At 69.9% G+C, this 23,094-nt stretch carries 21 protein-coding genes; 7 read left to right on the forward strand and 14 right to left on the reverse strand.

The window, feature by feature from the left end:
- Positions 1 to 8 precede the first annotated feature (8 nt).
- The 3 genes from chrA to DDZ14_RS19850 all read left to right on the forward strand — a co-directional run bounded on the left by chrA (position 9) and on the right by DDZ14_RS19850 (position 1,662).
- Positions 9 to 1,211 carry a chromate efflux transporter gene (gene chrA / locus DDZ14_RS04450; RefSeq protein WP_109423743.1) on the forward strand — a complete coding sequence of 401 codons (1,203 nt, stop codon included), beginning with the start codon at positions 9 to 11 and terminating at the stop codon, positions 1,209 to 1,211.
- A 68-nt stretch (positions 1,212 to 1,279) separates the two neighbouring features.
- Positions 1,280 to 1,450, forward strand: a complete 171-nt coding sequence (locus tag DDZ14_RS19630) for a hypothetical protein (RefSeq protein ID WP_158275460.1) — start codon at positions 1,280 to 1,282, stop codon at positions 1,448 to 1,450.
- Between the two features lie 59 nt (positions 1,451 to 1,509).
- The gene (locus tag DDZ14_RS19850) at positions 1,510 to 1,662 is read left to right on the forward strand and encodes a hypothetical protein (RefSeq protein WP_199221289.1); all 153 of its coding nucleotides are present in this window, start codon (positions 1,510 to 1,512) and stop codon (positions 1,660 to 1,662) included.
- A gap of 11 nt (positions 1,663 to 1,673) precedes the next feature.
- On the opposite strand, the gene DDZ14_RS04460 is transcribed toward DDZ14_RS19850, so the two are convergent.
- Positions 1,674 to 3,707, reverse strand: coding sequence for an NADPH-dependent 2,4-dienoyl-CoA reductase (locus tag DDZ14_RS04460; protein ID WP_109423745.1), 2,034 nt, complete (start codon positions 3,705 to 3,707; stop codon positions 1,674 to 1,676).
- A gap of 118 nt (positions 3,708 to 3,825) precedes the next feature.
- Between DDZ14_RS04460 and DDZ14_RS04465 the strand changes: the two genes are divergently transcribed.
- Complete coding sequence (locus DDZ14_RS04465) at positions 3,826 to 4,272, forward strand: DUF4396 domain-containing protein (protein ID WP_158275461.1); 447 nt, start codon at positions 3,826 to 3,828, stop codon at positions 4,270 to 4,272.
- 25 nt (positions 4,273 to 4,297) lie between these two features.
- Here the strand turns inward: DDZ14_RS04465 and DDZ14_RS04470 are convergent, their stop codons facing one another.
- Genes DDZ14_RS04470 through ilvD form a run of 4 tightly spaced genes read right to left on the reverse strand, consistent with a single transcriptional unit; the run spans position 4,298 to position 7,897 of the window.
- The gene (locus tag DDZ14_RS04470; protein ID WP_109423747.1) at positions 4,298 to 4,693 is read right to left on the reverse strand and encodes a hypothetical protein; all 396 of its coding nucleotides are present in this window, start codon (positions 4,691 to 4,693) and stop codon (positions 4,298 to 4,300) included.
- A 13-nt stretch (positions 4,694 to 4,706) separates the two neighbouring features.
- Positions 4,707 to 5,480 (reverse strand): DUF6478 family protein, encoded by a 774-nt coding sequence (locus tag DDZ14_RS04475; protein WP_109423748.1) that lies wholly within the window; start codon positions 5,478 to 5,480, stop codon positions 4,707 to 4,709.
- 4 nt (positions 5,481 to 5,484) lie between these two features.
- Positions 5,485 to 6,153: a hypothetical protein gene (locus DDZ14_RS04480; RefSeq protein ID WP_146193087.1), complete on the reverse strand. Its 669-nt coding sequence runs from the start codon at positions 6,151 to 6,153 to the stop codon at positions 5,485 to 5,487.
- Positions 6,134 to 7,897: a dihydroxy-acid dehydratase gene (gene ilvD / locus DDZ14_RS04485; protein WP_109423750.1), complete on the reverse strand. Its 1,764-nt coding sequence runs from the start codon at positions 7,895 to 7,897 to the stop codon at positions 6,134 to 6,136. Before ilvD ends, DDZ14_RS04480 begins: the two co-directional genes overlap by 20 nt.
- Before the next feature lie 118 nt (positions 7,898 to 8,015).
- Between ilvD and DDZ14_RS04490 the strand changes: the two genes are divergently transcribed.
- Genes DDZ14_RS04490 through DDZ14_RS04500 form a run of 3 tightly spaced genes read left to right on the forward strand, consistent with a single transcriptional unit; the run spans position 8,016 to position 11,204 of the window.
- Positions 8,016 to 8,912: a CPBP family intramembrane glutamic endopeptidase gene (locus DDZ14_RS04490; RefSeq protein ID WP_146193088.1), complete on the forward strand. Its 897-nt coding sequence runs from the start codon at positions 8,016 to 8,018 to the stop codon at positions 8,910 to 8,912.
- Positions 8,913 to 8,970: 58 nt separating this feature from the next.
- Complete coding sequence (accD, locus tag DDZ14_RS04495; RefSeq protein WP_109423752.1) at positions 8,971 to 9,933, forward strand: acetyl-CoA carboxylase, carboxyltransferase subunit beta; 963 nt, start codon at positions 8,971 to 8,973, stop codon at positions 9,931 to 9,933.
- Complete coding sequence (locus tag DDZ14_RS04500; RefSeq protein ID WP_109423753.1) at positions 9,930 to 11,204, forward strand: folylpolyglutamate synthase/dihydrofolate synthase family protein; 1,275 nt, start codon at positions 9,930 to 9,932, stop codon at positions 11,202 to 11,204. The genes accD and DDZ14_RS04500 overlap by 4 nt, the downstream gene beginning before the upstream one ends.
- 91 nt (positions 11,205 to 11,295) lie before the next feature.
- Here the strand turns inward: DDZ14_RS04500 and trxA are convergent, their stop codons facing one another.
- The 9 genes from trxA to regB all read right to left on the reverse strand — a co-directional run bounded on the left by trxA (position 11,296) and on the right by regB (position 23,007).
- Positions 11,296 to 11,616, reverse strand: a complete 321-nt coding sequence (gene trxA / locus DDZ14_RS04505; protein WP_109423754.1) for a thioredoxin — start codon at positions 11,614 to 11,616, stop codon at positions 11,296 to 11,298.
- Between the two features lie 70 nt (positions 11,617 to 11,686).
- Positions 11,687 to 15,076 (reverse strand): double-strand break repair helicase AddA, encoded by a 3,390-nt coding sequence (gene addA / locus DDZ14_RS04510; RefSeq protein WP_109423755.1) that lies wholly within the window; start codon positions 15,074 to 15,076, stop codon positions 11,687 to 11,689.
- The gene (gene addB, locus DDZ14_RS04515; protein WP_109423756.1) at positions 15,073 to 18,000 is read right to left on the reverse strand and encodes a double-strand break repair protein AddB; all 2,928 of its coding nucleotides are present in this window, start codon (positions 17,998 to 18,000) and stop codon (positions 15,073 to 15,075) included. The genes addA and addB overlap by 4 nt, the downstream gene beginning before the upstream one ends.
- The gene (locus DDZ14_RS04520) at positions 17,993 to 18,691 is read right to left on the reverse strand and encodes a nucleotidyltransferase family protein (RefSeq protein ID WP_233252480.1); all 699 of its coding nucleotides are present in this window, start codon (positions 18,689 to 18,691) and stop codon (positions 17,993 to 17,995) included. Before DDZ14_RS04520 ends, addB begins: the two co-directional genes overlap by 8 nt.
- On the reverse strand, positions 18,673 to 19,680 hold the full coding sequence (locus tag DDZ14_RS04525) for an aminoglycoside phosphotransferase family protein (RefSeq protein WP_109423758.1): 1,008 nt from the start codon (positions 19,678 to 19,680) through the stop codon (positions 18,673 to 18,675). Before DDZ14_RS04525 ends, DDZ14_RS04520 begins: the two co-directional genes overlap by 19 nt.
- Entirely contained in the window at positions 19,673 to 20,170 is a 498-nt protein-coding gene (gene tsaE / locus DDZ14_RS04530; protein WP_109423759.1) for a tRNA (adenosine(37)-N6)-threonylcarbamoyltransferase complex ATPase subunit type 1 TsaE, read from the reverse strand. The genes DDZ14_RS04525 and tsaE overlap by 8 nt, the downstream gene beginning before the upstream one ends.
- A gap of 39 nt (positions 20,171 to 20,209) precedes the next feature.
- On the reverse strand, positions 20,210 to 20,626 hold the full coding sequence (locus tag DDZ14_RS04535; protein WP_109423760.1) for a hypothetical protein: 417 nt from the start codon (positions 20,624 to 20,626) through the stop codon (positions 20,210 to 20,212).
- Positions 20,627 to 20,646: 20 nt separating this feature from the next.
- Positions 20,647 to 21,510: a PAS domain-containing protein gene (locus DDZ14_RS04540; RefSeq protein ID WP_109423761.1), complete on the reverse strand. Its 864-nt coding sequence runs from the start codon at positions 21,508 to 21,510 to the stop codon at positions 20,647 to 20,649.
- Between the two features lie 96 nt (positions 21,511 to 21,606).
- A complete protein-coding gene (gene regB, locus DDZ14_RS04545; RefSeq protein WP_109423762.1) occupies positions 21,607 to 23,007 on the reverse strand; it encodes a sensor histidine kinase RegB in 1,401 nt (466 codons plus the stop codon).
- Positions 23,008 to 23,094 lie beyond the last annotated feature (87 nt).

Below are 23,094 nucleotides of genomic sequence, written 5' to 3' on the forward strand. Positions count from 1 at the left end.
CTTGGAGCATGCAGCAGAGCGAAGCGCACCAGGGCGCGGGCAGCGCCGCGGAGGTCTTCGCGGCCTTCCTGAAACTCGGCCTGACCTCCTTTGGCGGGCCGATCGCGCATCTGGGATATTTTCGCGAGGAATTGGTCGAGCGGCGGCGCTGGATCACCGAAGAAGGCTATGCCGATCTGGTCGCGATCTGCCAGTTTCTGCCCGGACCGGCCTCCAGCCAAGTCGGTTTCGCAATGGGGCTGTGGCGCGGCGGGGCCTGGGGCGCGGCGGCGGCCTTCACCGCCTTCACCCTGCCCTCGGCGCTTCTGCTTTTCGCCTTCGCTCTCGGCGCGGCCTCGCTGGAGGGACCGCTGGCGGCGGGCGCGCTGCACGGGCTCAAGATCGTCGCCGTGGCAATCGTGGCGCAGGCGGTCTGGGGCATGGCGCGCGCGCTCTGCCCCGACCGGCCGCGGGCCGCCATCGCGCTGGGGGCGGTGGCGCTGGTCGCCGCCCTGCCCGGCGCGGGCGGGCAGGTGGGCGCCATCGCGGCGGGGGCGCTGGCGGGGCTGGCGCTCTGCCGCGGCGCGGGGGCGCCGGTGGCGGGGCATGTGGGCTTCCCGGTCTCCCGGCGCGCCGGCGTGCTGGCGCTGGCGCTCTTCTTCCTGCTCCTCGCCGCGTTGCCGCTTCTGGCGGGCGGGGGCGCGGCGCTGGCGCTCTTCGACAGTTTCTACCGCGCGGGCGCGCTGGTCTTCGGCGGCGGGCATGTGGTGCTGCCGCTCCTGGAAGCGGGGCTCGTGCGGCCCGGTTTCGTGACGCCCGACGCCTTCCTCGCGGGCTATGGCGCGGCGCAGGCGGTGCCGGGGCCGCTCTTCACCTTCTCCGCCTATCTGGGCGCGCTGGCGGCGCCGGGCCCCGGCCATGCCGCGGGCGCGCTGCTGGCGCTGGCGGCGATCTTTCTGCCGGGCTTTCTGCTGCTCGTCGGTGTATTGCCCTTCTGGGACGCGTTGCGCACCCGGCCCGCCATGCAGGCCGCGATGCGCGGAGGGAACGCGGCGGTGGTGGGCATCCTGGGCGCGGCGCTCTACGATCCGGTTTTCATCGGCGCGGTACGGGGGCAGGCCGATTTCGCACTGGCGCTGGCGGCGTTCCTGCTGCTGACGGTCTGGAAAGTTCCGGCCTGGGCGGTGGTCGTCTTTGCGGCCGCCGGCGGCGCGGCGCTGGCGCTTGTCTGAGGCACCTCGGCCCGCGGGCCCGCAAGCCGGTGCAGTACGGGCAGGAGTGCGTCGCTGGACGCAACGTTTTGGTGATCGTGCAGGGCAGGCGCTGGCGCTTCCTCCGGCAGGCCAGGGTTTCGGGTTTCGGGTTTCAAAAAGCGATTTCAGGAACTGGCGATCAAGGGCATCTGCCTGACCTGCCGTCCATTTCCGCGAAATTGATCGAGGTCAAAGCCGCCGCCCACGCCAGCGCCTAGAGCTTTCGGGAATTCGGCGCGCACCGATATCGGGCCGGAGCAAGAAAGAGGAGTGACTCATGAAACGCCTTGCCCTGTTGGCCGCGCTCGCCGCCCTGATGACCGTCGCGGGCTGCGCGGACGAGAAACATTATCCGCTCAGCGGCGATGAATGCGGCCCGGCCGATCCGGTGCAGGATGTGCGTCCGCCCGATTGCCCGCAAGGCTCCTGAAGGCCGGGGGGTCAGAGCGCCGCGGCCAGCCGCGCGCCCTGATCTATCGCGCGTTTCGCGTCCAGTTCGGCGGCGACATCCGCGCCGCCGATCACATGCGCGGTGATCCCGTCGGCAGCCAGCGCGTCGGCGAGGCCGCGCTCGGACACCTGACCGGCGCAGAGCACCACCGTATCGACCGCCAGGCATTGCGGGTTCTCCCGCGCCGCGCCAAAGGAGATGTGCAGCCCCTCGGCGTCGATCCGTTCGTAATTGACGCCGCCGATCATCTGCACATTCTTCATCTTCAGCGCGGCGCGGTGTATCCAGCCGGTCGTCTTGCCCAGGCCCCGGCCCAGCTTTTCGGCCTTGCGCTGCAAGAGCACCACCTCGCGCGCCGGCGGTGCGGGGCGCGGCCCGGCGGCGGCCAGCCCACCGCGCGTCTCGGCCGGATCGCCGATCCCCCATTCCTGCCGCCAGGCGTCCAGATCCTCGGTCGGACTCTCGCCCTCATGAACCAGAAATTCCGCCACGTCGAAGCCGATGCCGCCCGCCCCCACGATCGCCACCTTGCGGCCGACCTTCGCGCCCCGCGACAGCACATCGACATAGGAGAGGACATTCGGTCCGTCCTGCCCCGGAATGCCCGGATCGCGCGGCAGGACGCCGGTGGCCACGATCACCTCGTCGAACCCGGCAAGCGCGGCCGAATCCGCCGCCTGACCGAGACGGAGCGTGACGCCGGAGCGGTGGACCATCGCCCCGAACCAGTCCACGAAGCCGTGGAACTCCTCCTTGCCCGGTATCCGCCGTGCCATGTTGAGCTGCCCGCCGATCCGGTCGGCCTTGTCGAAGAGTGTCACGGCATGCCCGCGCTCCGCCGCCACGATGGCGGTCATCAGCCCGGCCGGACCGGCACCCACCACAGCCACGGATTTGGGTGCCTCCGCAGGTGCATAGACCAACTCGGTCTCGTTGCAGGCGCGCGGGTTCACCAGGCAGGTCGAGAGCTTGCCCGAGAAGGTGTGATCCAGGCAGGCCTGGTTGCAGGCGATGCAGGGCGCGATCTCGGCGGCGCGGCCCTGCGCGGCCTTGGCCACGAAATCGGGATCGGCCAGGAACGGCCGGGCCATCGACACCATGTCGGCGCAGCCCTCGGCCAGAACCTGCTCGGCCACCTCGGGGGTGTTGATGCGGTTGGAGGTGATGACCGGAATGCCGACCTCGCCCATCAGCTTCTTCGTCACCCAGGCGAAGGCCGCGCGCGGCACCGAGGTGGCGATGGTCGGCACCCGCGCCTCGTGCCAGCCGATGCCGGTATTGATGATGCTGGCGCCCGCGGCCTCGATCTCGCGGGCGAGTTGCACAACCTCCTCCCAGGTCGAGCCGCCGGGCACCAGGTCGATCATCGAAAGCCGGTAGATGATTATGAAATCCTCGCCGACCGCATCGCGCACCCGGCGCATCACCTCCAGCGGCAGGCGCATCCGGTTCTCATAGGCGCCGCCCCAGCGGTCGGTGCGCTTGTTGGTATGGGTAACGAGGAACTGGTTGAGGAAATATCCCTCGGACCCCATCACCTCCACCCCGTCATAGCCGGCCTCGCGGGCGCGGGCAGCGGCGGTGGCGATATCGGCGATCTGCTTCTCGATCCCGGCCTCGTCCAGTTCCTGCGGCGGGAACGGCGAGATCGGTGACTTCACCGGCGAGGGCGCGACGCAGTCGGGGCTGTAGGCATAGCGCCCGGCATGCAGGATCTGCATCGCGATGCGCCCGCCCGCCGCATGCACCCGGTCGGTGACCGTGCGGTGATTGGCGATATCCTGCGGCGTGTAAAGCCCCGCCGCACCGGGGAAGACGCCGCCTTCGGGATTGGGCGCCATGCCGCCGGTAACCATCAGCGCCACGCCGCCGCGCGCCCGCGTGGCATAAAACTCCGCCACCCGGTTCCAGTCCTTCGTTTCCTCCAGCCCGGTATGCATGGAGCCCATGAGCACCCTGTTGGGAAGCGTCACATGGCCCAGGTCGAGCGGGGCGAGAAGATGCGGATAGAACGTGTCGGTCATGGTCGGACTCCGGTCGCGGTTCGGTGCAGAATGGGCGATCCTGACGCCCCTGTCACCCGCCGACGCGGCGTCAGCGCGGGAAACGGAACCCGAAACGGCTGCAAGGGGTTGGCACGGTATGGAACATGACACGGAACAGGGCGGAATGTTCGGCACCGCGCTGCACGCCACGCTGCATTGCACGCTGGGCTGTGTCATCGGCGAGTTGGCGGGGCTGGCCATCGGCATCTCGCTCGGGCTGGGCGCCTGGTTGTCGATGGGTCTGGCCACGGCGCTGGCTTTCGTCACCGGGCTCAGCCTGGCGACGGTGCCGCTGGCCCGGCGCCGGTCCATTCCGCTCCGCCGCGCCTTCCGGATGATCTGGTTGGGGGAGGCAACATCCATCGCCGCGATGGAACTGGCGATGAACGCTGCCGACTACCTGCTCGGCGGCGCCTCGGTGACGAGCATCTTCGTACCGCTCTTCTGGTGGTCGCTGCTGGCCGCGATCCCGGTGGGCTTCGCTGCGGCGTTGCCGGTCAATTACATGATGATCCGCCGCGGTCTCGGCCATCACAATCACTGAGCGCCGAGCGGTGTCCGCGCAGACCTCAGGCGGTCTCGACGCAATGGCGGCGGAAGGCGCTCTTGAGCATGTCGAGTTCGGCACGCAGCAACTCGACCTCGGCGCGGATGTCGTCTTCCAGCGGCGCACCGGTGACGATGCTGAAGACGTCGAGCGTGTCGCCCGTCGTCTCCTCCTTCACCAGGAAGGTCTGCACCCCGTCGCCCAGCACCTCCGCCGGGATCGGGACGCTCAGATACCAGCAGCGTGCCCGGTCCGGATGCTCGGTCAGCACCAGCCCGTCCAGCGGCAGGCTCTGGTGCAGCACCATGACCTGCGGTTTTCCCTCGCCGCCGCTGCTATCGGCCAGAACGCCTTCGTAGATGCCCGCGTGAATCCGGGTCTTGGTCAGGGTCAGGCTCTGCCCGCTCTGTTCGTTCATCTCACTCGCTCCCTCACAGCGCGGCGCGCGGGCGGCGCGACAGGGTCACGTCGCGCAGGATGATCTGGTTCATCTCCGGTCCCTCGAAGATCAGATCCAGCCACATCCGTTCGATCCGCTTCTCGTTCAGGTTGGTATAGGCGAGGTCGAATTCCACCATCACCTCGCGGGCGCCCAGCGGCAGTTCGCGGACGATCTGCTCGGTATTGGGGCCGTGGCGGATGTTGAGCCGCACGAACATCTCCAGCGGCTTCTCGAATTCCACGGTGGTGTCGAGCCGCACCAGGTAGTTTCGCTTCAACCCCTCGACGGCCTCGGGCGGCATGTCCAGGACCAGCGACAGGAAGGAGCCATCGAACCGGAACACGTCGAGGCGGAAGCCGAACGGGGCCAGGTCCTCCGGCCGCGTGTTGCGGATCTGGCGCATGGTGATCTCGGAGATCGCGCAATCGTGGAAGAGCGTCGCCTCCGCCCCGAATTTCGTGCGTGTCTCGACGCCCGCGGCGCCCGGCGGCGTGATCGGCCCGCGCCACAGTTCGGGGCGGTAGCCCCAGTCGCTGCCAGCAGGTTTCTGGATGGCGTTGGAGCCGATCAGCGGCAGGGTCAGGCGGCTGTCGGCGATTTGCGTCAGCTTGTCGGTGCGGTGGCGCAACTGGCGCGCGCGGGCGCGGAGCCGGCGCAGCCGTTCCGGCTCCAGCCGCTCGGCGCTTCGGATGGCGCGATCCCAGCGCCGCAGGGCCGCACGGTGAACGAGCCCCGAAAGCGAAAGTTTCAGCCGGTCCAGCATGGCGTCAGGTTGACCCGCCGGACGGGGCCTGTCCAGCGCCGTCTCGCACCGGGTTGCGCGCGCGCATCCGGCTCTCGAAGGCGCGCAGCGTGGCCAGGCTGTGTTCCTTTCCGGGCGGAGCGGCGCGGAAGCCCAGCACCGAGGCCGAAACGATGCGCCCGTCCAGTTCGAAATAGGCGCGCCAGTAATCGTCCGTCATGCCCGGCGCCAAGGCTTCCGAGCGGTCGCGCGCATGGATGTAGAGAACGCCGTCGCGGCTGAAGCTCTCCACGATGCTCACCGTCTCGGCCCGGCGCGACCGGCTAAGCGCCGCGCGCCCGGCCGGGGAGCGGAAGAAGGCCGAAAGTTCCGGCAGCGCCTCCGACACGACACCGGGCGCGCCGCCCGGCGCGATGGTCGCCGCCAGAAGCGCCCGCAGTTCCGGCTGCCGGATACCCGGCACCCCGGCAATGGCGGCGCAGTTACCCAGCAGAACGAAGGCGCTTTCCCGCCCGGCGCGGGTCGCGGACGGGTCGATGCAGAAGCCCGGCGGCCCGGTTACGACGACATTGCGGTCGGCCACGTTGAGCGTCGTGGTCTCCACCGCGTTGCCGGGCAGGCATCCGGCCAGCCCCAGCAGGATCGCGCCGGCCAGAACCGGCCGCATGAGCGTCTCAGATATCCATGTAGACATGGGCCTCGGCCTTGCCGCCCGGATGTGTCACCGCGCCCTTGTAGGTCGCGCCCACGAGCTGCGCGTATTTCCAGAGCGCGCCGGAGGCATAGATCGTCTCGCGCGGGCCGGCCCAGGCTTCCTTGCGGCTGGCAAGTTCCTCGTCCGAAAGATCGACGGACAATTCGCCCTTGATGGCGTCGATGGTGATCGTGTCGCCGTCTTTGAGCAGCGCGATGGGTCCGCATTGAGCGGCCTCCGGACCCACATGCCCCACGCAGAAACCGCGTGTCGCGCCGGAGAACCGGCCATCGGTGATCAGCGCCACCTTCTTGCCCATGCCCTGACCCGACAGCGCCGCCGTGGTCGACAGCATCTCGCGCATGCCGGGACCGCCCGCCGGGCCCTCGTTGCGAATGACGATGACCTCGCCCTCCTCGTACTGGCGCGCCTTGACCGCCTCGAACGCGTCCTCTTCGCATTCGAACACCCGCGCCGGGCCGGTGAAGACCTGATGCTCGGGCGCAATGCCCGCAACCTTCACAATCGCCCCGGTCGGTGCCAGATTGCCCTTGAGACCGACAACGCCGCCCGTCTTGGTGATAGGCGTTTCGATCGGATGGATCACCTTGCCATCGGCCTTTCGCTCGATCAGGTCGAGTTCCTCGCCGATGGCTCTGCCGGTCGCGGTCATGCAATCCTCGTGGATCAGACCCGCCTTGCGCAGCTCCTTCATCACCACCGGAATGCCGCCCGCATCATAGAGATCCTTGGCCACATACGCTCCGCCCGGCTTGAGATCGACAAAATAAGGCGTGTCGCGGAAAATGTCGCAGACATCTTCGAGGAAAAAGTCGATCCCCGCCTCATGAGCAATCGCCGGAAGGTGCAGCCCGGCATTGGTGCTGCCCCCGGTGCAGGCCACGACCCGCGCCGCATTCTGCAAGGATTTCAACGTGACCACGTCGCGGGCGCGGATGTTCTTTTCCAGAAGCTGCATCACCGCGTGGCCCGAGGCTTCGGCATATTGGTCGCGGCTCTCATAGGGGGCGGGCATGCCCGACGAATTCATCAGCGCGAGGCCGATCGCCTCAGACACACAAGCCATGGTGTTGGCGGTGAACTGCCCGCCGCAGGCGCCCGCTGAGGGGCAGGCCACGCGCTCCAGCATCTCCAGCGCCTTGTCGGACATGGTGCCGTTCTGGTGCCGGCCCACGGCCTCGAACATGTCCTGCACGGTCAGGTCACGGGTGCGGAAATCCTCCGGTATCTCGTCGAGCTGCGGCGCCTTGCCCGGCAGGATCGAGCCGCCGTAGATGAAGACCGAGGGCACGTTGAGCCGAACCATGGCCATCATCATGCCCGGCAGCGACTTGTCGCAACCCGCAAGCCCCACGAGCGCGTCGTAGCAATGGCCGCGCATGGTCAGCTCCACCGTGTCGGCAATCGCGTCACGGCTGGCCAGAGACGAGCGCATCCCCTCATGCCCCATCGCAATCCCGTCCGTCACGGTAATGGTGGTGAATTCGCGCGGGGTGCCGTGGGATTCCTTCACACCGCCCTTCACGGCCTGCGCCTGACGGCTCAGCGCGATGTTGCAGGGCGCGGCCTCGTTCCAGCAGGTGGCGACCCCCACGAGCGGCTGGTGGATCTCCTCCTCGGTCATGCCCATCGCGTAATAGTAGGACCGGTGCGGGGCGCGCTGCGGGCCTTCGGTCACATGGCGGGAGGGAAGGCGGGACTTGTCGAAGCGGCTCTGGCTCATCGGGGCCTCCGTAGTCGAGAATACCCCACAGGGAATAGGCGAGCAGGCGGCGCGGCACAAGCGCGATTGCAGGCCTCCCGCAGGCGGGGTAGCGTCCCTGGCGACCGAGGAGAACGCGATGACAAGACCCCTGCCGCCCCGTTTCGACGCGATGGTCGCGCCGGCCCGCCTGCGCCCGCAAATCTGGCGCCTGATCGTGGGGCTGATCCTGGCCGCGGCCATCTATGCGGCGGTAATCGCGCTGGCCGCGGGCAGCGGCTGGGTCTTCGGCGGCACCGACGCGCTGCGCTGGTTCTTCGAAGGCGCCACCGGCAAGGGATCGGCGCCGCAGACGCTGGTGCTGCTGATCACCTTCGCGGGGCTCGCACTGGGCACGGCGGCGGCGGCGCGGCTGCTGCACAAGCGCCGGGCGGCGACGCTTTTCGGCCCAGATCCCGCGCGCACGCGCCGCGACGCGCTGCGGTGCTTCGCGGTGGTCTTCGCTGTGCTCACGGTCTCGGTTGTGATCGCGGCGGCAAGCATGGACTTCAAACCCAACCTGCCGCTTTCGGCCTGGCTCCTCTGGCTGGCACCAGCCTTCGCGCTGCTTATCCTTCAGGTCAGCGCCGAGGAGATGATCTTCCGAGGGTACGTCCAGACCCAACTTGCGGCGCGCTTCCGTTCGCCCCTTGTCTGGATGGTGCTGCCCGCAGCGGTCTTCGGATTGGCGCATTTCAACCCGATGGACGCCGGTGCAAATGCCTGGGTCATCGTCGGCGCGGCGGCGCTCTTTGGCCTGATCGCCGCCGATCTGACGGCGCAATCGGGCAATCTGGGCGCGGCGATCGGGTTCCACCTGGCCAACAACGTCTTTGCGGTGCTGATCGTCGCGGTGGACGGCACGATCACCGGGCTCAGCCTCTACCTGACGCCCTTTTCCGCCGACGAGGTAATGGTCACGCGGCCGATGCTGATCCAGGACGGCCTGATGATGATCCTGGCCTGGGCGCTCTGCCGTCTGGCGATCCGTCGCTGATTGCATTTCGCCCGCACGCCGCTTATTTGTCGGGCGTTCCTGTCGTGAAAGGCCCCGCATGAACTGGATTTCGAACTATGTCCGGCCCCGGATCAACTCGCTCTTCTCGCGCCGCGAGATGCCGGAGAACCTGTGGTCCAAATGCGAGGGCTGCGGGACCATGCTGTTCCACCGCGAACTGACCGACAACCTGCATGTCTGCTCCAATTGCAGTCATCACATGCCGATTTCTCCGCGCAAGCGGTTCCATGCGCTCTTCGACGGCGGCGTCTTCGCCGAAGTGCCGGTCCCCGCGCCGAACGCCGATCCGCTGCATTTCCGCGATCAGAAGAAATATCCCGACCGGATGCGCGCGGCCCAGAAGGCCACGGGCGAGAAGGAGGCGATGCTGGTCGCCGAGGGCGAAATCGGGCGCACGCCCATCGTCGCGGCGGCTCAGGATTTCAGCTTCATGGGCGGCTCGATGGGCATGTATGTGGGCAACGCGATCATCGCCGCCGCGCAGCGCGCGGTGAAGCTCAAGCGGCCGCTGATCCTGTTTTCCGCCGCCGGCGGCGCGCGGATGCAGGAAGGCATCCTCAGCCTGATGCAGATGCCGCGCACAACCGTCGCGGTGGAGATGCTGCGTGAAGCCGACCTGCCCTATATCGTGGTGCTGACCCATCCCACGACCGGCGGCGTCACGGCGAGCTACGCGATGCTGGGCGACGTGCATATTGCCGAGCCCGGCGCGCTCATATGCTTCGCCGGGCCGCGCGTGATCGAACAGACGATCCGCGAGAAACTGCCCGAAGGCTTCCAGCGCGCCGAGTACCTGCTCGACCACGGAATGCTCGACCGGGTCACCGACCGGCGCGCGCTGCGGGACGAGCTTATCTCGATCACCCGCATGCTGCTGGGTGAGCCGCCCGCGGTGTCGGGCGATCTGCCCAAGCCCGAGGCGCCCGCGGCCGAGGCGCCCAAAGCGGATGCCAAGGAGCGGAAGCCGAAGCCCCAACCGGACAAGAGCGCCGAACCGTGAGCGCCGGACATAGCGACGTCATCCTGGAACGGATGATGTCTCTGCACCCCAAGATCATCGACCTGACGCTGGACCGGGTCTGGCGCCTGCTGGCGGCGCTGGATCATCCGGAGCGTCGCCTGCCGCGGGTGATCCATGTCGCGGGCACCAATGGCAAGGGCTCGGCGCTGGCGATGATCCGCGCCGGGCTGGAAGCCGCGGGCGGGCGCGTCCACGCCTATACCTCGCCGCATCTGGCGCGGTTTCACGAGCGCATCCGCCTGGCCGGCGCGCTGATTTCCGAACCCGACCTGGCGGCGGTGCTGGAGGAATGCGAGGCCGCCAATGGCGGCACGCCGATCACCTATTTCGAGATCACGACCGCCGCCGCCCTGCTGGCCTTCAGCCGCGCTCCGGCCGAGTGGTGCCTGCTGGAAGTGGGGCTTGGCGGGCGGCTCGACGCGACCAACGTGGTGGACCGGCCCGCCGCCACGGCGATCACGCCGGTCTCGGTCGATCACCAGCAATATCTGGGCGAGACACTGGCCGAGATCGCAGGCGAGAAGGCCGGGATTATCAAGCGTGGCGTGCCCTGCGTCGTCGGCCCGCAGGAGGAGGCCGGTCTGGCCGCAATCGAGGCGCGCGCGGCGGCGCTGGGCGCGCCGCTGATGGTCCACGGCCAGCACTGGCACGTCGCCGAGGAACGCGGCCGGCTGGTGTATCAGGACGAGCGCGGGCTGCTCGACCTTCCGCTGCCACGGCTCATCGGGGCGCATCAGGTGATCAATGCCGGCGTGGCGCTGGCCACGCTGCGTATGCTGGGCATGGACGACGCGGCCTGCGAGGCGGCGCTGGTCCGCGCGGACTGGCCCGCGCGGATGCAGCGCCTGACACGCGGCCCGCTGCCAGACGCCGCACCGCGGGCGGAATTCTGGCTCGACGGCGGGCACAACCCGGCCGCCGGGGCCGCGCTGGCAGAGGCGCTGGGCCGCCTGCCCGCGCGCCCCACTTACATGATCTGCGGAATGCTCAACACAAAGGATGTCGGCGGCTACATGCGCCCGCTCGCGGGGCGCGCCGCGCGGCTCTACGCGGTGGAGATCCCCGGCGAGGCTGCCACGCTGAGCGCTGCGCAGACCGCCGCCGCCGCCCGCGCCGCGGGGCACGACGCGGCCGAGGCCGGATCGCTGCACGACGCGGTGGCCGCGATCGCCGCGGAGGCGCCTGAGGCCCGCATCCTGATTTGCGGCTCGCTCTATCTCGCGGGGCGGGTGCTGCGGGAGAACGGCTGAGCGGGCGGGCCGCTCGCAGCAACCAAGGCCGGAAACGAAATCGGGGCGCCCCGGCGGGCGCCCCGTCAATCCGTCCGGCCGGGCCGGGGGCTCAGATCGTCTCGTCGATCCAGCTTTGCAGGGCCGCCTTGGGCGCCGCGCCGACCTTGTTGGACACAACCTGACCGCCCTTGAACATGAAAAGCGCCGGAATACCGCGCACGCCAAGCTGCGCGGGCGAATTCGGGTTCTCGTCCACATTCACCTTGGCGATCTTGATCTTGCCGTCATATTCCGCCGCAAGCTCTTCCAGCGCGGGGCCGATCTGCTTGCACGGACCGCACCATTCCGCCCAGAAATCCACGATCACGGGGATGTCGGACTGGGTGACTTCGGCGTCGAAAGTGTCGTCGGTTACTGCAACGGTTGCCATTGGGGCCTCCTTGAGGGCATCGGGTCTGTCTGTCAGTTGAGCGTGAACCTATGGACGCCCCCCGGAATGGTCAAGACGCGGGGGGCGCGATGGGCGGAACTCTCACAATGTCGTGCGGCAGGTGCATGAGGCTGGCCGCGGCCGTCCAGAGAATCGCCACCTCCACCTCGCGGCCGGGATAAATCCGCACCAGCGCCGCGCGATAGGCCGCCATCTGCCGAAGAATACCCTCGGGCGTGTCCTCGGGCCGGTTGGGGACAACCGCATTGGTCTTGAAATCCACGGCCAGAACCCGGCCGGGCTCGACGATCAGCCGGTCGATATAGCCCAGCATCGGCGCCCCGCCGGGCGCGGCATCCGGTGCGGCGATGCCCACCTCGGCCAGGCTGCCGGGCCTGAAGATCGGGGCCAGCGCGGGCGCGTCGAGCAGCGCCGTCACCTCGGCCAGAAGCGCGGCACGGGTTTCGGGCGCGGCGGCATCGGGTCCATGCGCGAGACAGGCCTCGGCCACCGCGGGCCAGTCGGCGCGCGGGCGATCCGGCAGCATCTCCAGCAGCAGGTGGATCTGCCGCCCGCGCCGCTTGGCGGCGTCCTCATCCAGCCCCTCGGTCTCCCCCGGCAGGGCCTTCGCGCCGCCCAGGTCGGAGGGCGAGAGCGGCTCCGCCGGGCGCGGCGGCACCGGCGCGCGCCGCCCGGCCCAATCCGGCAGCGCCGTCTGCGCGGGCCTGGCCGCGCCCGTCGCCTGCCCCGGTTCGGGCCAGTCGCCCGCCGCGAGCCGCAGTCCGGTGCCGCCGGGCATCTCGGCCTCTACCGCGCCGGCGGTTCGTATGCCGCGGCGCGCGATCGAGTACCAGCTCTCGCCCTCCTTGCCCGGATCGCCGGCACCGCAGAGGATCAGCCAGCTTTCCGCCCGCGTCATCGCGACGTAGAGGAGCCGCATCCGCTCGTCCATCTGGCGGTCCTTCAGCGCCTCGCGCGCCTCCGTCAGGATCGGCGGCGCGTCGCCCACCGATTGCAGCCAGCCCGGCGCCACGCCATCACCCAGCGGGTAGAGCTGCTGGCTGATTCTGAAGGGCCGCTTGGCCGTGTCGGGCAGGATCACCACGGGGGCCTCCAACCCCTTGGCGCCATGCACGGTCATCACCCGCACCTGATCGCCCGCGCTGTCCATCTGGCGCTTGATCTCCACCTCGTCGGAGGCCAGCCAGCCCAGGAACCCGATGAGCGAAGGCACCTCGGCCCGCTCGTAGCCCAACGCCTGTGCCAGAAGCGCGTCGATGCCGTCTTCAGCCTCCATCCCCAGCCGCGCCAGCAGCCGGGCGCGCCCGCCATGCCGCGTCAGGATGCGTTCCAGAAGCTCAAAGGGGCGCAGGAAATCCGCCGCGTCGCGCAGGTCGGTCAGCATGTCGAGCGTTTCGGGAAACGCCGCCCCGCGATCCTGCAGGGCACGCCAGAGATAACCCGGCCGCTCGTGGGCAAGGCTGAAAAGCTCGCGTTCCGAGAACCCCAGAAGCGGCGATCGCAGGGCGGCGGCCAGTGACAGGTCATCCTCCGGCGTGGCCAGGAAATTCAGGAGCGCCGTGAGATCCTTGACCGCCAGTTCGCCGCCGATCCGCAGCCGGTCGGCCCCCGCGACCGGGAGCCCCGCGGCCTTCAGCCCGCGAATGATCTCGTGAAACAGCTCCGACCGGCGCTGCACGAGGATCAGAATGTCGCCCGGCGTAACCGGCCGGGTATGGATGCCCTCGCGATCCTGCCGGGTGATGCGTTCGCCCCGGTCGAGCATGTCGCGGATCTCATCCGCGATCCGGCCCGCCAGTGTGATCGCCGGGTCATCTTGGGCGGGCATGTCCACCGGCTGATACCAGGCCGGTGGTTCCGCGCTGTCGGATTTCGGGACGAAAGGCCAGACATCCACACGCCCCGGCAGGTCGGTCTTGAAGGCCCGGTGCGTGACCTGCCGGGCGACACCCTGCGCCGCCTCGCCGCTGAAGGTGCAGTCCACCGCGCGCAGAACCGCCTCGGCGGACCGGAACGAGAAATGCAGATCGCTGGTCTCCAGCGCCTTGCCGATTCCGTCCAGATGCGCCGCGAAATGCTCTTTCATGCGCGCGAAGGCGGCCGGGTCTGCGCCCTGAAAGGAATAGATCGACTGTTTCTCGTCGCCGACGACGAAGATCGTGCGCTCCACCTCCGGCCGCGCGCCCGTGCCGGCGGTGAATTCCTCGGCCAGTTTCCAGATCACCTCCCATTGTTCGGGGCTGGTGTCCTGCGCCTCGTCCACGAGGATATGGTCCAGCCCGCCATCGAGCCGGAAGAGCACCCACTGCGCCACGTCCGAGGTGGACAGGAGCGCCCGCGCCCGGCCGATCAGATCGTCGAAATCGAGCCAGCCATGTGCCTGCTTTCGGGCCTCGTACTCCACCACGAAGAGCCCCGCGAAACGGTGGAGCGCCAGCGCGCGTTCGGCGGCTTCCAGCGCCCGGCGCAGGGGCCGCGCCCACTCCACGCGGGACATGAATTCGTCGAATGCCGGTTGCAGATGGGCGAATGCGGGCTGTGTGGCCTTCTTCGGCAGCGCGCCGATCCGGGCGGCATCCGGCGCGGTCTTGGTATCGCTACCGTGGAGGAAGACATTCTCCAGTTCGGCGACGGTCTGCGGCGTGGGCGCGGCCAGGTCGATCCCCTGCAACTTGCGGGCCGCCTTCTCGTCATTGCCGCCGCCCGCGATCAGCACCGGCACCGCCCGTGCGATCAGCGCCGCCTCCCCGCCCAGGAACACGCCGGAAAGCAACGCACCGGCGTCGAAATCCGGCTCCAGCCCGAAGGCGCGCCAGATCGCCGCCGCGTCAGGCTCGGTGCGGAATCGGTCGGCATGGCGGGCAATCTCGCCCAGGAACTTGTCGAACTCGCCGCCCGAAAGATGCGCGGCCAGCCCGTCGAAAACCTCCTCCTGCGACTCCGCGAGTTGCTCCACGATCTCGGCGCGCAGCCGCCGGCCGGCGCGTTCCTCGATCTCGGTGAAGCCGGGCGACACGCCGGCCTCCAGCGGGAACCGGCGCAAGAGCGCGGCGCAGAAGGAATGGATGGTCTGGATCTTCAGCCCGCCCGGCGTCTCCAGCGCGCGGGCAAAGAGCGTGCGCGCCGCCCGCAGCCGGTCGCTGTCGAGGCTGCCCGGCGGCTCGCCCAGTTCGCACAGCCGCTCGGTCAGCTTCGCATCCTCCAACATCGCCCAGCCGCCCAGCCGCTCGAAGAGCCGGTTCTGCATCTCGGCCGCGGCGGCCTTGGTGTAGGTCAGGCAGAGGATATGCTCGGGCTGCGTGCCCGCCAGCAGCAGCCGCGCCACGCGGTCGGTCAGCACCTTGGTCTTCCCCGATCCCGCATTGGCCGACACCCAGACCGATCGGTCGGGGGCGGCGGCGCGGGCCTGTTCGGCGGTGGCGTCATCGGGCCGCGTCATGCCATGTCCTCCGGCGCGGGCGCATCGCCCTCGTCCCACTCGCCCAGCCGCGAGAGGTGGTCGTAATCCCCCGCGTCCTTGCGGCGCTGCATCCGGGTGCGCGCGGTGTAACCCTGCGCGGGGTCGTCATAGGCGGCGATGAGGGCCTGAAGGTTCTGCCAGGTTTCGGCGATCAGCCCATCTTCCAGCCGTTCGGCCTCGCCCGCCGAGGTGCCCAGCCCGACATAGCGCAGGCCCGCCACGGGCGCGGGCGCCAGCCCGTCGAAGGCGCCGCGCTCGGCCATCGCGCCTTCCAGCGGCAACTGCCTGTCGAAGTGCCGAACCTCCTTATCGGTCGGCGGCTTGCCGGTCTTGTAGTCATAGATCACCAGCCGGCCCTCGGGCGTGATGTCCACCCGGTCGGCTGTGCCGGTGAGCGTGAAGTCGCGCCCGTCGAGCGCCAGCCGTCCGGGGATCTCGAACTGCGCGGGTTGCGCCTCGGCCCGGCGCCGCGCCTCGTCGGCCAGGAACCCGTCCGCCACTCGGGCGAGCCGGGCCAGCCAGATGCGCCGGGCGGCGGGCCAGGGCGCCTTGGCCGCGAATTCAGCTTGCGCGATACGCATGAGATGTGCGCGCGCGTCCTCCGGCAGCCCGTCGCGGGTCTCGTCCACGAAACGGTGCAGGATGTCATGCACGATCTGCCCGCGCAGCGGCGGGTCGGGCTCGGGTCGCAACGGGTCGAGCGGCCGCAGACCCAGCACGTATTGGGCGTAGATCGCATAGGGATCGCGGATGAGCGTCTTGATGCGCGTGACCGACAGCCGGCGCGGGCGCGCCGCCACCGGCGGGCGCGGCGACGGGCGACGGGCAGCCGGCGCACGCACCGCAGGCGTCTCCAGCACCGCGGCCATGTCGAGCCAGCCGCGCCCGCGCGCGGTCATCGCGTCGAGTGCCGCACGCGCCTCGGGGCCGATCCCGCCCATCAGGTTGGTCAGCCGGTTCAGCCAGCGCGCCGGAACCGTCGGCGCCTCGCCGTCGCGGATGGCGCGGGTCAGCATCACCTCCGGCGCGGCCACGGCCTGCTGGAAATCATGTGCCGAGAGTCCGATCCGGCGTTCGGGAAGAAGCAGCCCCGCCTGCACACGCAGGTCGCGGTTGAGCCAGGCATCGGGGGGCGGAAGCTGCGGCCACACGCCTTCGTTGAGCCCGCCCAGGATCACCAGGTCGGCGCCCTGCACACGGGCCTCCAGCGTGCCCCAGATCATGATATGCGGATGCGACTCGACCGGACTGCGCACCTCGCCGCCGCCATCGAGAACCGTGCGGATCAGCGCGGCGAATTCAGCGGGGCGGAGCGTACCGCCCGCCTCCGCCTCGGCCTCCAGCTCGCGCATGGCAGAACGCGCGTCCTCGCCCGCCTCCTTCTCCCACAGCGCGCCGCTGCCATCGGCGCGTGGCCCTGCGCAGAGCCCCTCGGCCAGTGCCAGCAGATCGGCCAGATGCGCCGCCAGCGGGCGCGGCCCGATCTCGTCCAGCCCTTCCAGCCGTCCGCCGATCCAGTCCGCCCAGGCGGCGCAATCCGCGCCCCTTTTCGCAGCCCAGGCGCGGAGGGCGGCAAAATCGGCGAAGGGCGGGCCACCGCGCAGGTGCTCCAGCTCCAGATCGCGGGAGAACTTGAGATGCGCGCCGCGACCCGCGCCACTATGGCTCAGCGGATGCGCCAGCAGCGCCAGCAGCGCCTCGCCCGTCAGCCGGGTGCCGAACGCCTCGGCCAGCATCCGCAGGAGCCGCCCCGGTGGCGACAGCGCCAGTGGCAGTCCCGCGCTGTCATCGGGCAGGATCCCCCAGCGGTCGAGCGCCGCCGACACGCGCCGGGTCAGCACCCGGTCGGGGGTGATCAGCGCCGCGGTTCCACCGGTCTCCGCCGCCTGCCGCAGGCGCAGTGCGATGGCCAGCGCCTCGGCCCGTGGCGAGGGCGCCTCGACCAGCGTCATGCCCTCCGCCGCCGCCCCGATATCCGCGAGCGCCGGTCCCTCCGCGCGCCACTGATCGGTCACCGGCGCAGGCCGCAGCGCCAGCGACAGAAGCCGGTTGCGCGCCGGAGCGGCGGGGGCGGCATCGGACCACGGCGCAATATCGCCGGGCGTCAGCCCTAGCGCCCGCATCACCCGGTGGAACCGGAATTGCGGGTGGTCCTCGCCGCCGCGCGCCGTGTCGAGCGCCTCCCAGACCGCTCCCGGCATGTCGAAATCGAAACCCGGCAGCACGACCGCGCCCTGCGGCAACCGCGCCACCGCCTGCATGAAGAGCGCCGTCGCCCCGCGCGAGCCGGTGGACCCCGCCAGGATCACCGGGGCCTGCGGCGGGTCCACCGCCCAACGGTCGGCCAGCGCCTCGATCGCCCGGCGCTGTCGTTCTTCCAGGCCGGGGGGCTGGTCCGGCGCCCAGTGCCGCGCGATCACGTCGACGAAGTGCAGGCTGCGCGCCCAATGCGCCGAATGGCGCGAGACATCGAGGCTTTGCAATGCCTCGGGCTCCACGCCTTCGCCCGCCATCTCGTCCATCAGTGCAGCCAGGCTGTCGGCGAGGTCAAAGACCGCGCTGCGCGGTGCCAGATCGGGCTGCCGTTCGACAAGCTGCGCGACCGCCTGCGCCAGGTCGAGCCTGCGCCGCAGGGTCGAGACCGGCGAGGGACCGGGCAGCGCCGGATCCTGCGCCAGATCGGTGATGAGCCGGATGCGCGGCAGGAACCCGGCCGGCCCGGCGGCGAAGAGCGTTTTGAGCCGACGCTGCATCCGCCTTGTGTTGACGTAGAGCGTGACCCGCGCCATCGCCTCGGGCGGTTGGCCGGCGAGCCGTGCCCGCAGCCCGGCGACCAGCGCGGCGGAATAGTCGCAGCCCGGCGGCAGGGCGAAGACGCGGGGCGTGTCCTGCGGCTCAAACATCGCCCGCCTCCGCCAGCATCGCCTCGGCCGCGCGGATGCCCTCCGGTGTACCGACATCGGCCCAGCCGCCGGTGTGGAGCAGCCCATGCACCCGCCCCTCCGCCAGCATCCGGTCCCACAGGAGGTTGAGCGAGAAGGGCCCGTCGGGCATCTCCTTCAGCGCGCCGGTGGCGATGATCTGCGCACCGGAATAGACCAGTACCGGGCCGTCTCTGCCGCCCTTGCGGATCAGCCGCCCGGTGCCGTCCATCAGGAAATCGCCGCTGCCGGAATGGCCCCGCGCCGCCGCCCCCGGCACCAGCATCAGAAGCGCGTCCATCCGCGCCGCGTCCCAGGCGTGGCCCAGCCGCGTCAGCGGGTTCGGTCCGGTCCAGACCGCGTCGGAGTTGAGCGTGAAGACGGGACCGGGCCCCAGATCGGGAAGCGCCTGCCGCAGCCCGCCGCCCGTGTCCAGAAGCCGCGGCGCCTCATGCGATAGGGTCACGCCGCGCCCGGCCAGATGCGCGGCGATCTGATCGGCATGGTAATGGGTGTTGACGACGACGCGGCGCATGTCCCCCGCCAAGGCCAGCGCGTGGTCAATCAGCAGGCGGCCCGCGACCTCGATCAGCGGCTTTGGCCGGTCGCTTGTCAGCGCGCCCATGCGGGTGCCGAACCCGGCGGCGAAGATCATCAGGCTGTCGGGTTGCATCGCTCTCTCAGTTCCGCGCGGCGCGCGGCGTCGGGTTCGGGGATGTGGCGGTCGGTCAGCGCGCGCAGACCGGCCAGCGCGGGATGCGCGAGATCGTGGCGCAGATGCTGCCAGACGCGCGGCAACAGGTCGAGATATTCGGGCTTGCCGTCGCGCAGCGCGAGCCGCGCGAAGATGCCCAGGATGCGCAGGTTGCGCTGTGCGCCCAACACCGCGCAGGCGTGTTCCAACGCCCTCGGGTCCGCACCCGTCGCGGCCGCGAAGCGCGCCAGCGTGGCAGCGCGGATACCGGCGCCCAGATCGCGGCGCGCATCCTCCAGCAGTGACACCAGATCATAGGCCGGATGGCCCGTGACCGCGTCCTGGAAATCCAGCAGCCCGACCCGCGCGGGTCCGGCGCGGTCCGGCAGCCAGATCAGGTTCTCGGCGTGGAAATCGCGCAGAACCAGCACCGGGGCGGCGGCGTCCAGCCAGCCCGCGACCTCGGCCACCGCGCCAGCGAGCGCGTCAGTGGCGCCGTGCGCCGCGTCCGGGGCGTACCACTCGAAGACCGGCGCGGTCATCCGCCCCAGCGTCGCGGCGTCAAGATGCGGCAGGCCGCCGGGCGGGGCATGCGCCTGCAGCACGGCCAGCGCATCGGCCGCGGCGGCGTAGAGCGCGGCCTCCCGCGCGGGTTCCGCCACGGCGACCCGCGCAAAGACCGCATCGCCCAGATCTTCCAGCAGCAGGAAGCCCGCTTCAGTATCCTCGGCCATGATCGCGGGCGCGCTGAGGCCGCAGTCCCGCAAGTGCCGCGCGATCCGCGTGAAGGGGCGGACATCCTCGCCCCGCTCCGGCGGCGCGTCCATCAGGACCGCGCGTTGCCCGTCGGCGCGGGAGAGCCGGTCGTAGCCGCGGGCGGAGGCATCGCCCGCCAGCGCCGAGCGCACCGCCGTGTCCCAGCCCGCCGCCCGCAGGAACGCGGATTTCTGCGCCGCGCGGTCAGTCATGCAACAGCGTCTCCACCCAAGCCCAGCACACCGGGCTGGAAACGGCGATGCGGCGCGCCTCGGGGCGATCCGCCACCGGCGCGAAGGTCAGGCGCAGTGCATCGGGTGGCACGGCCGCGCCAAGCCGGTCGGGCCATTCGATCAGGCAGAGCGCGCGCTCATAGGCCTCCTCCAGCCCCAGTTCGGCCAGCTCGTCGGGATGACCCAGGCGGTAGAGGTCGCAATGCCAGATCTCCAGCGCGCCGGCCTCGTAGATCTGCACCAGCGTGTAGGTCGGCGAAGGCACGTCCTCGGCCCGGCCGTGGCGGGACTGGAGATGCTGGATCAGGGCGCGGGCGAAATGCGTCTTGCCCGCCCCGATCGGCCCGTCAAGGAGAAGCGTGTCGCCTGGCGCCAGCCGCGTCGCCATCCGCTCGGCCAGCCGGGCGGTGGCCGCTGGCGAGGGCAGGATCGCATCGGCGCTGAAGGCGGTGGCGTCGGGCTCGGGCATGGCCGCGACTTTAACCGCCACGACCCCGCCTGCAAGGGGTCAGTGGGCGCGTACGGCCTGCGCGGCGTCATCCGCAGGCAGCGCCGCCCCCTGCACCGAAAAGGCGCAGAGCGTCGCGCCCCCCGCCAGCGGCGTGACGCGGCAACGCAGGCCGCGCCCGTCGAGCAGCGTCAGGTCGACGGTCCATTCCGCCCGGTCGTGGCGGCGAGTGGCAAAATCGCGCAGATCGTCCCAGACCGGGCTGGGTGTGCACTGATCCTGCCAGTCCCGGCTGGCCTCCGACAGGAACATCTCGCCCAGCATGGTCGATGGATCGCTGCCCCAGAGCGCGGCATAGGCATTGTTGGACACCACCAGCCGCCCCGCGGGCGAGAAGACCGCCACCGCTTCGGGCAGGCTGTCGATCACCGACTGGCTGAGCTCCAGTTCGGCGCGGAAGCTGCGCTTGAGCGACACCTCCGCGGTGATGTCCTCGATCAGGAAGGCCAGCGCGCCTTCGGGATGAGGCCGACGGTCTGGCCGCCGGGCAGCGGCCAGGTTTCCTCGTAGGTGCCGTCGGCCGCGGCCTGTTCCAGCTCGCTCATGCGCTGGCGCCAGTTCTTGTAGTCCTTGGGCTCGGGCATCATCCGCTTGTCCCGCAGCCGGTCGAGAAAGGCATAGAGCGTCGGCCGCGCGCTGAGCCATTCGGGCTCGATCCGGGTCAGGTCGCTCAGCGCGGGATTGAACAGGCCCAATTGACGCTTGCGGTCGAACACCGCCAGCCCGGTGGGCAGATGCGCGAAGGTCAGGGTCAGGGTCTGGACGAAATTGCGGAACGCCTCCTCCGCGCGGACCACCGGATTGGCATGGGCGGCGTAATTCAGCACCTCGCCGCCGTCGAGCTGCTGCACCTGCCAGTCGAACCACCATTTCCGCGGATCGCCGTGCTGATCGACCGACATCCGCCGGGACGTGCCCTCGGCGGGCGCCTGCCCCGGCGCGAGCGGCCCGAAAAGCGACGGAAGCCCGCCATCGGGTGCGGGCCGGGTCAGCCCTGCGGTGGCGAGCATGTCGCGATAGGCGGAGTTGGCCCAGTGAATGGTGCCGTCCTTGCGCTGGCACCAGATCAGCACCGGCGCGCCTTCGGTGGCGCGGCGCAACCCGTCGAGTTGGCGCTGCATCTCGCCGAAATCCCGCGCGGGCAGCGTGATCGTATCCGTCACCGGTCCGGGGGCGTCGAAGTCGGGTGGGCGCGGCAGGCTGCGCGACAGAAGCAGCAGCACCGCGACCGCGGTCCCCAGGCTGGCGGCGGCGACGACCCCGGACACTTGCCAGAAGGTCAGAATGCCGATTTCCAACATCGCGTCCCCATCGCCCCTGCTGTTCCCGCACCCTTGGCGCCGAGCCTAGCCGGCCCAGGGTTAACGAAAGGTAAACGTCAGGGGCCGCGACAGGCGTCAGACGCGAATCGGCTGGTTCTCACCCAGCGCCGCGCGCCCGTCGCCCGGCGCAAGCGCGATGCCGGCGCGCGGCCAGACCACCTCGACGATGGCGCCCGAGCGTTCCGGCCGCTCGGTCGGCGCCAGGAACGGGTCCGAGCCGTTGGCAAAGCTCACCTCCGCGCCGGAGCGTTCCAGGAGCGTCTTGGCGATGAAGAGGCCCAGTCCCATCCCCTCGTAGCCGGGCCGTTCCTCGGCCCGCGCACTGCCATGCTTGCGGCGGCGCAGGAACGGGTCCCCGATCCGGCCCAGCATGTCCGGCGGGTAGCCCCGTCCGTCATCTGCGACTCGGATGGATATCTTCTCGTCGCTCCATTGCGCATCCACCCAGACGCGGGCGTGGGCGAAATCCACGGCGTTCTGCACCAGGTTCCGCAGCCCGTGGATGATTTCGGGCCGGCGCCAGATCTCGGGCTGCTCGGAATCGCCGCCACGATCCGGCCCAATCTGAAAGATCAGCTCGACGCCGCGCCCCGAATGCGGCTCGGCAGCCTCGCGGATCACCTCTTCCAGCGGGGCGTGGCGGGTGTGCAGGTCGTCCTTCCCGGCCCGCCCCATCGAGCGCATGATGTCGCGGCAGCGATCGGCCTGATCGCGGATCAACTCGACATCCTCGCGCAGGTCGGGCCGGTCGGCCAGTTCCTCGGCCAGTTCCGCGCTGGTCAGCTTGATCGTGGCCAGCGGCGTGCCCAGCTCATGCGCCGCCGCCGCGACGACGCCGCCCAGATTGGTCAGGTTCTGCTCCCGCGAGAGTGCCATCTGCGTGGCCAGCAACGCCTGCGACATGGAATGCATCTCCATCGTCACGCGCCGCGCATAGGCGGCCAGGAACACCACGCCGATCACCAGCGCGATCCAGAAGCCGTAGAGGAATATCCGCGGCATCAGCAGGATGTAGCCCTGCGCGTCCCTGAGCGGTTCGTTCCAGAGAGCGACAATCGAGATCAGCACGATCGCCATCGCCCCCAGGAAGACCGTGTCGCGCAGCCGCAGCGCCGTCGCCGCGATGGTCACCGGCGCCAGGATCAGCAGCGCGAAAGGATTGTTCAGACCGCCCGTGAGGTAGAGCAGGAAGGCAAGCTGGCACAGGTCGAAAAGCAGCGTCAGCAACACGTCGCGCTCGCCCAGGCGCTTGTTCTCGGGATAGACGAAGACCGCGATCAGGTTGGAGATGACCGACGCGCCGATCGCCAGCAGGCACAGGCCCAGATTGATGCGCATCCCCAGGTAGAAACTGGCGAAGACGATGGCCGACATCTGCCCGGCGATCGCCAGCCAGCGCAGCATGATGAGCGTGCGCAGCCGCACCCATTTGCGGCGGGTGCCGGTCTGGAGGAGAAACGCGCTCGGGTCGGCCATGATCTTTTCTGGGGTTCTTTGTCACACAAGCCCTGTCCCGACTTGATAGAGAGCCTATCTTCGCAGATCAACGAAGCTGAACGAGCC

It is taken from the genome of Maritimibacter sp. 55A14 (assembly GCF_003122205.1).
Lineage (GTDB): Bacteria > Pseudomonadota > Alphaproteobacteria > Rhodobacterales > Rhodobacteraceae > QEYE01.

Coding starts and splice junctions, on each gene's coding strand:
- accD (WP_109423752.1), top strand. CDS start 8,971: ATGAACTGGATTTCGAACTATGTCCGGCCCCGGATCAACTCGCTCTTC.
- DDZ14_RS04465 (WP_158275461.1), top strand. CDS start 3,826: ATGGAACATGACACGGAACAGGGCGGAATGTTCGGCACCGCGCTGCAC.
- trxA (WP_109423754.1), bottom strand. CDS start 11,616: ATGGCAACCGTTGCAGTAACCGACGACACTTTCGACGCCGAAGTCACC.
- ilvD (WP_109423750.1), bottom strand. CDS start 7,897: ATGAGCCAGAGCCGCTTCGACAAGTCCCGCCTTCCCTCCCGCCATGTG.
- regB (WP_109423762.1), bottom strand. CDS start 23,007: ATGGCCGACCCGAGCGCGTTTCTCCTCCAGACCGGCACCCGCCGCAAA.
- chrA (WP_109423743.1), top strand. CDS start 9: ATGCAGCAGAGCGAAGCGCACCAGGGCGCGGGCAGCGCCGCGGAGGTC.
- addB (WP_109423756.1), bottom strand. CDS start 18,000: ATGTTTGAGCCGCAGGACACGCCCCGCGTCTTCGCCCTGCCGCCGGGC.
- tsaE (WP_109423759.1), bottom strand. CDS start 20,170: ATGCCCGAGCCCGACGCCACCGCCTTCAGCGCCGATGCGATCCTGCCC.
- DDZ14_RS04540 (WP_109423761.1), bottom strand. CDS start 21,510: ATGTTGGAAATCGGCATTCTGACCTTCTGGCAAGTGTCCGGGGTCGTC.
- DDZ14_RS04525 (WP_109423758.1), bottom strand. CDS start 19,680: ATGACTGACCGCGCGGCGCAGAAATCCGCGTTCCTGCGGGCGGCGGGC.
- DDZ14_RS04520 (WP_233252480.1), bottom strand. CDS start 18,691: ATGCAACCCGACAGCCTGATGATCTTCGCCGCCGGGTTCGGCACCCGC.
- DDZ14_RS04460 (WP_109423745.1), bottom strand. CDS start 3,707: ATGACCGACACGTTCTATCCGCATCTTCTCGCCCCGCTCGACCTGGGC.
- DDZ14_RS04480 (WP_146193087.1), bottom strand. CDS start 6,153: ATGTCTACATGGATATCTGAGACGCTCATGCGGCCGGTTCTGGCCGGC.
- DDZ14_RS04490 (WP_146193088.1), top strand. CDS start 8,016: ATGACAAGACCCCTGCCGCCCCGTTTCGACGCGATGGTCGCGCCGGCC.
- addA (WP_109423755.1), bottom strand. CDS start 15,076: ATGACGCGGCCCGATGACGCCACCGCCGAACAGGCCCGCGCCGCCGCC.
- DDZ14_RS04470 (WP_109423747.1), bottom strand. CDS start 4,693: ATGAACGAACAGAGCGGGCAGAGCCTGACCCTGACCAAGACCCGGATT.
- DDZ14_RS04475 (WP_109423748.1), bottom strand. CDS start 5,480: ATGCTGGACCGGCTGAAACTTTCGCTTTCGGGGCTCGTTCACCGTGCG.
- DDZ14_RS19850 (WP_199221289.1), top strand. CDS start 1,510: ATGAAACGCCTTGCCCTGTTGGCCGCGCTCGCCGCCCTGATGACCGTC.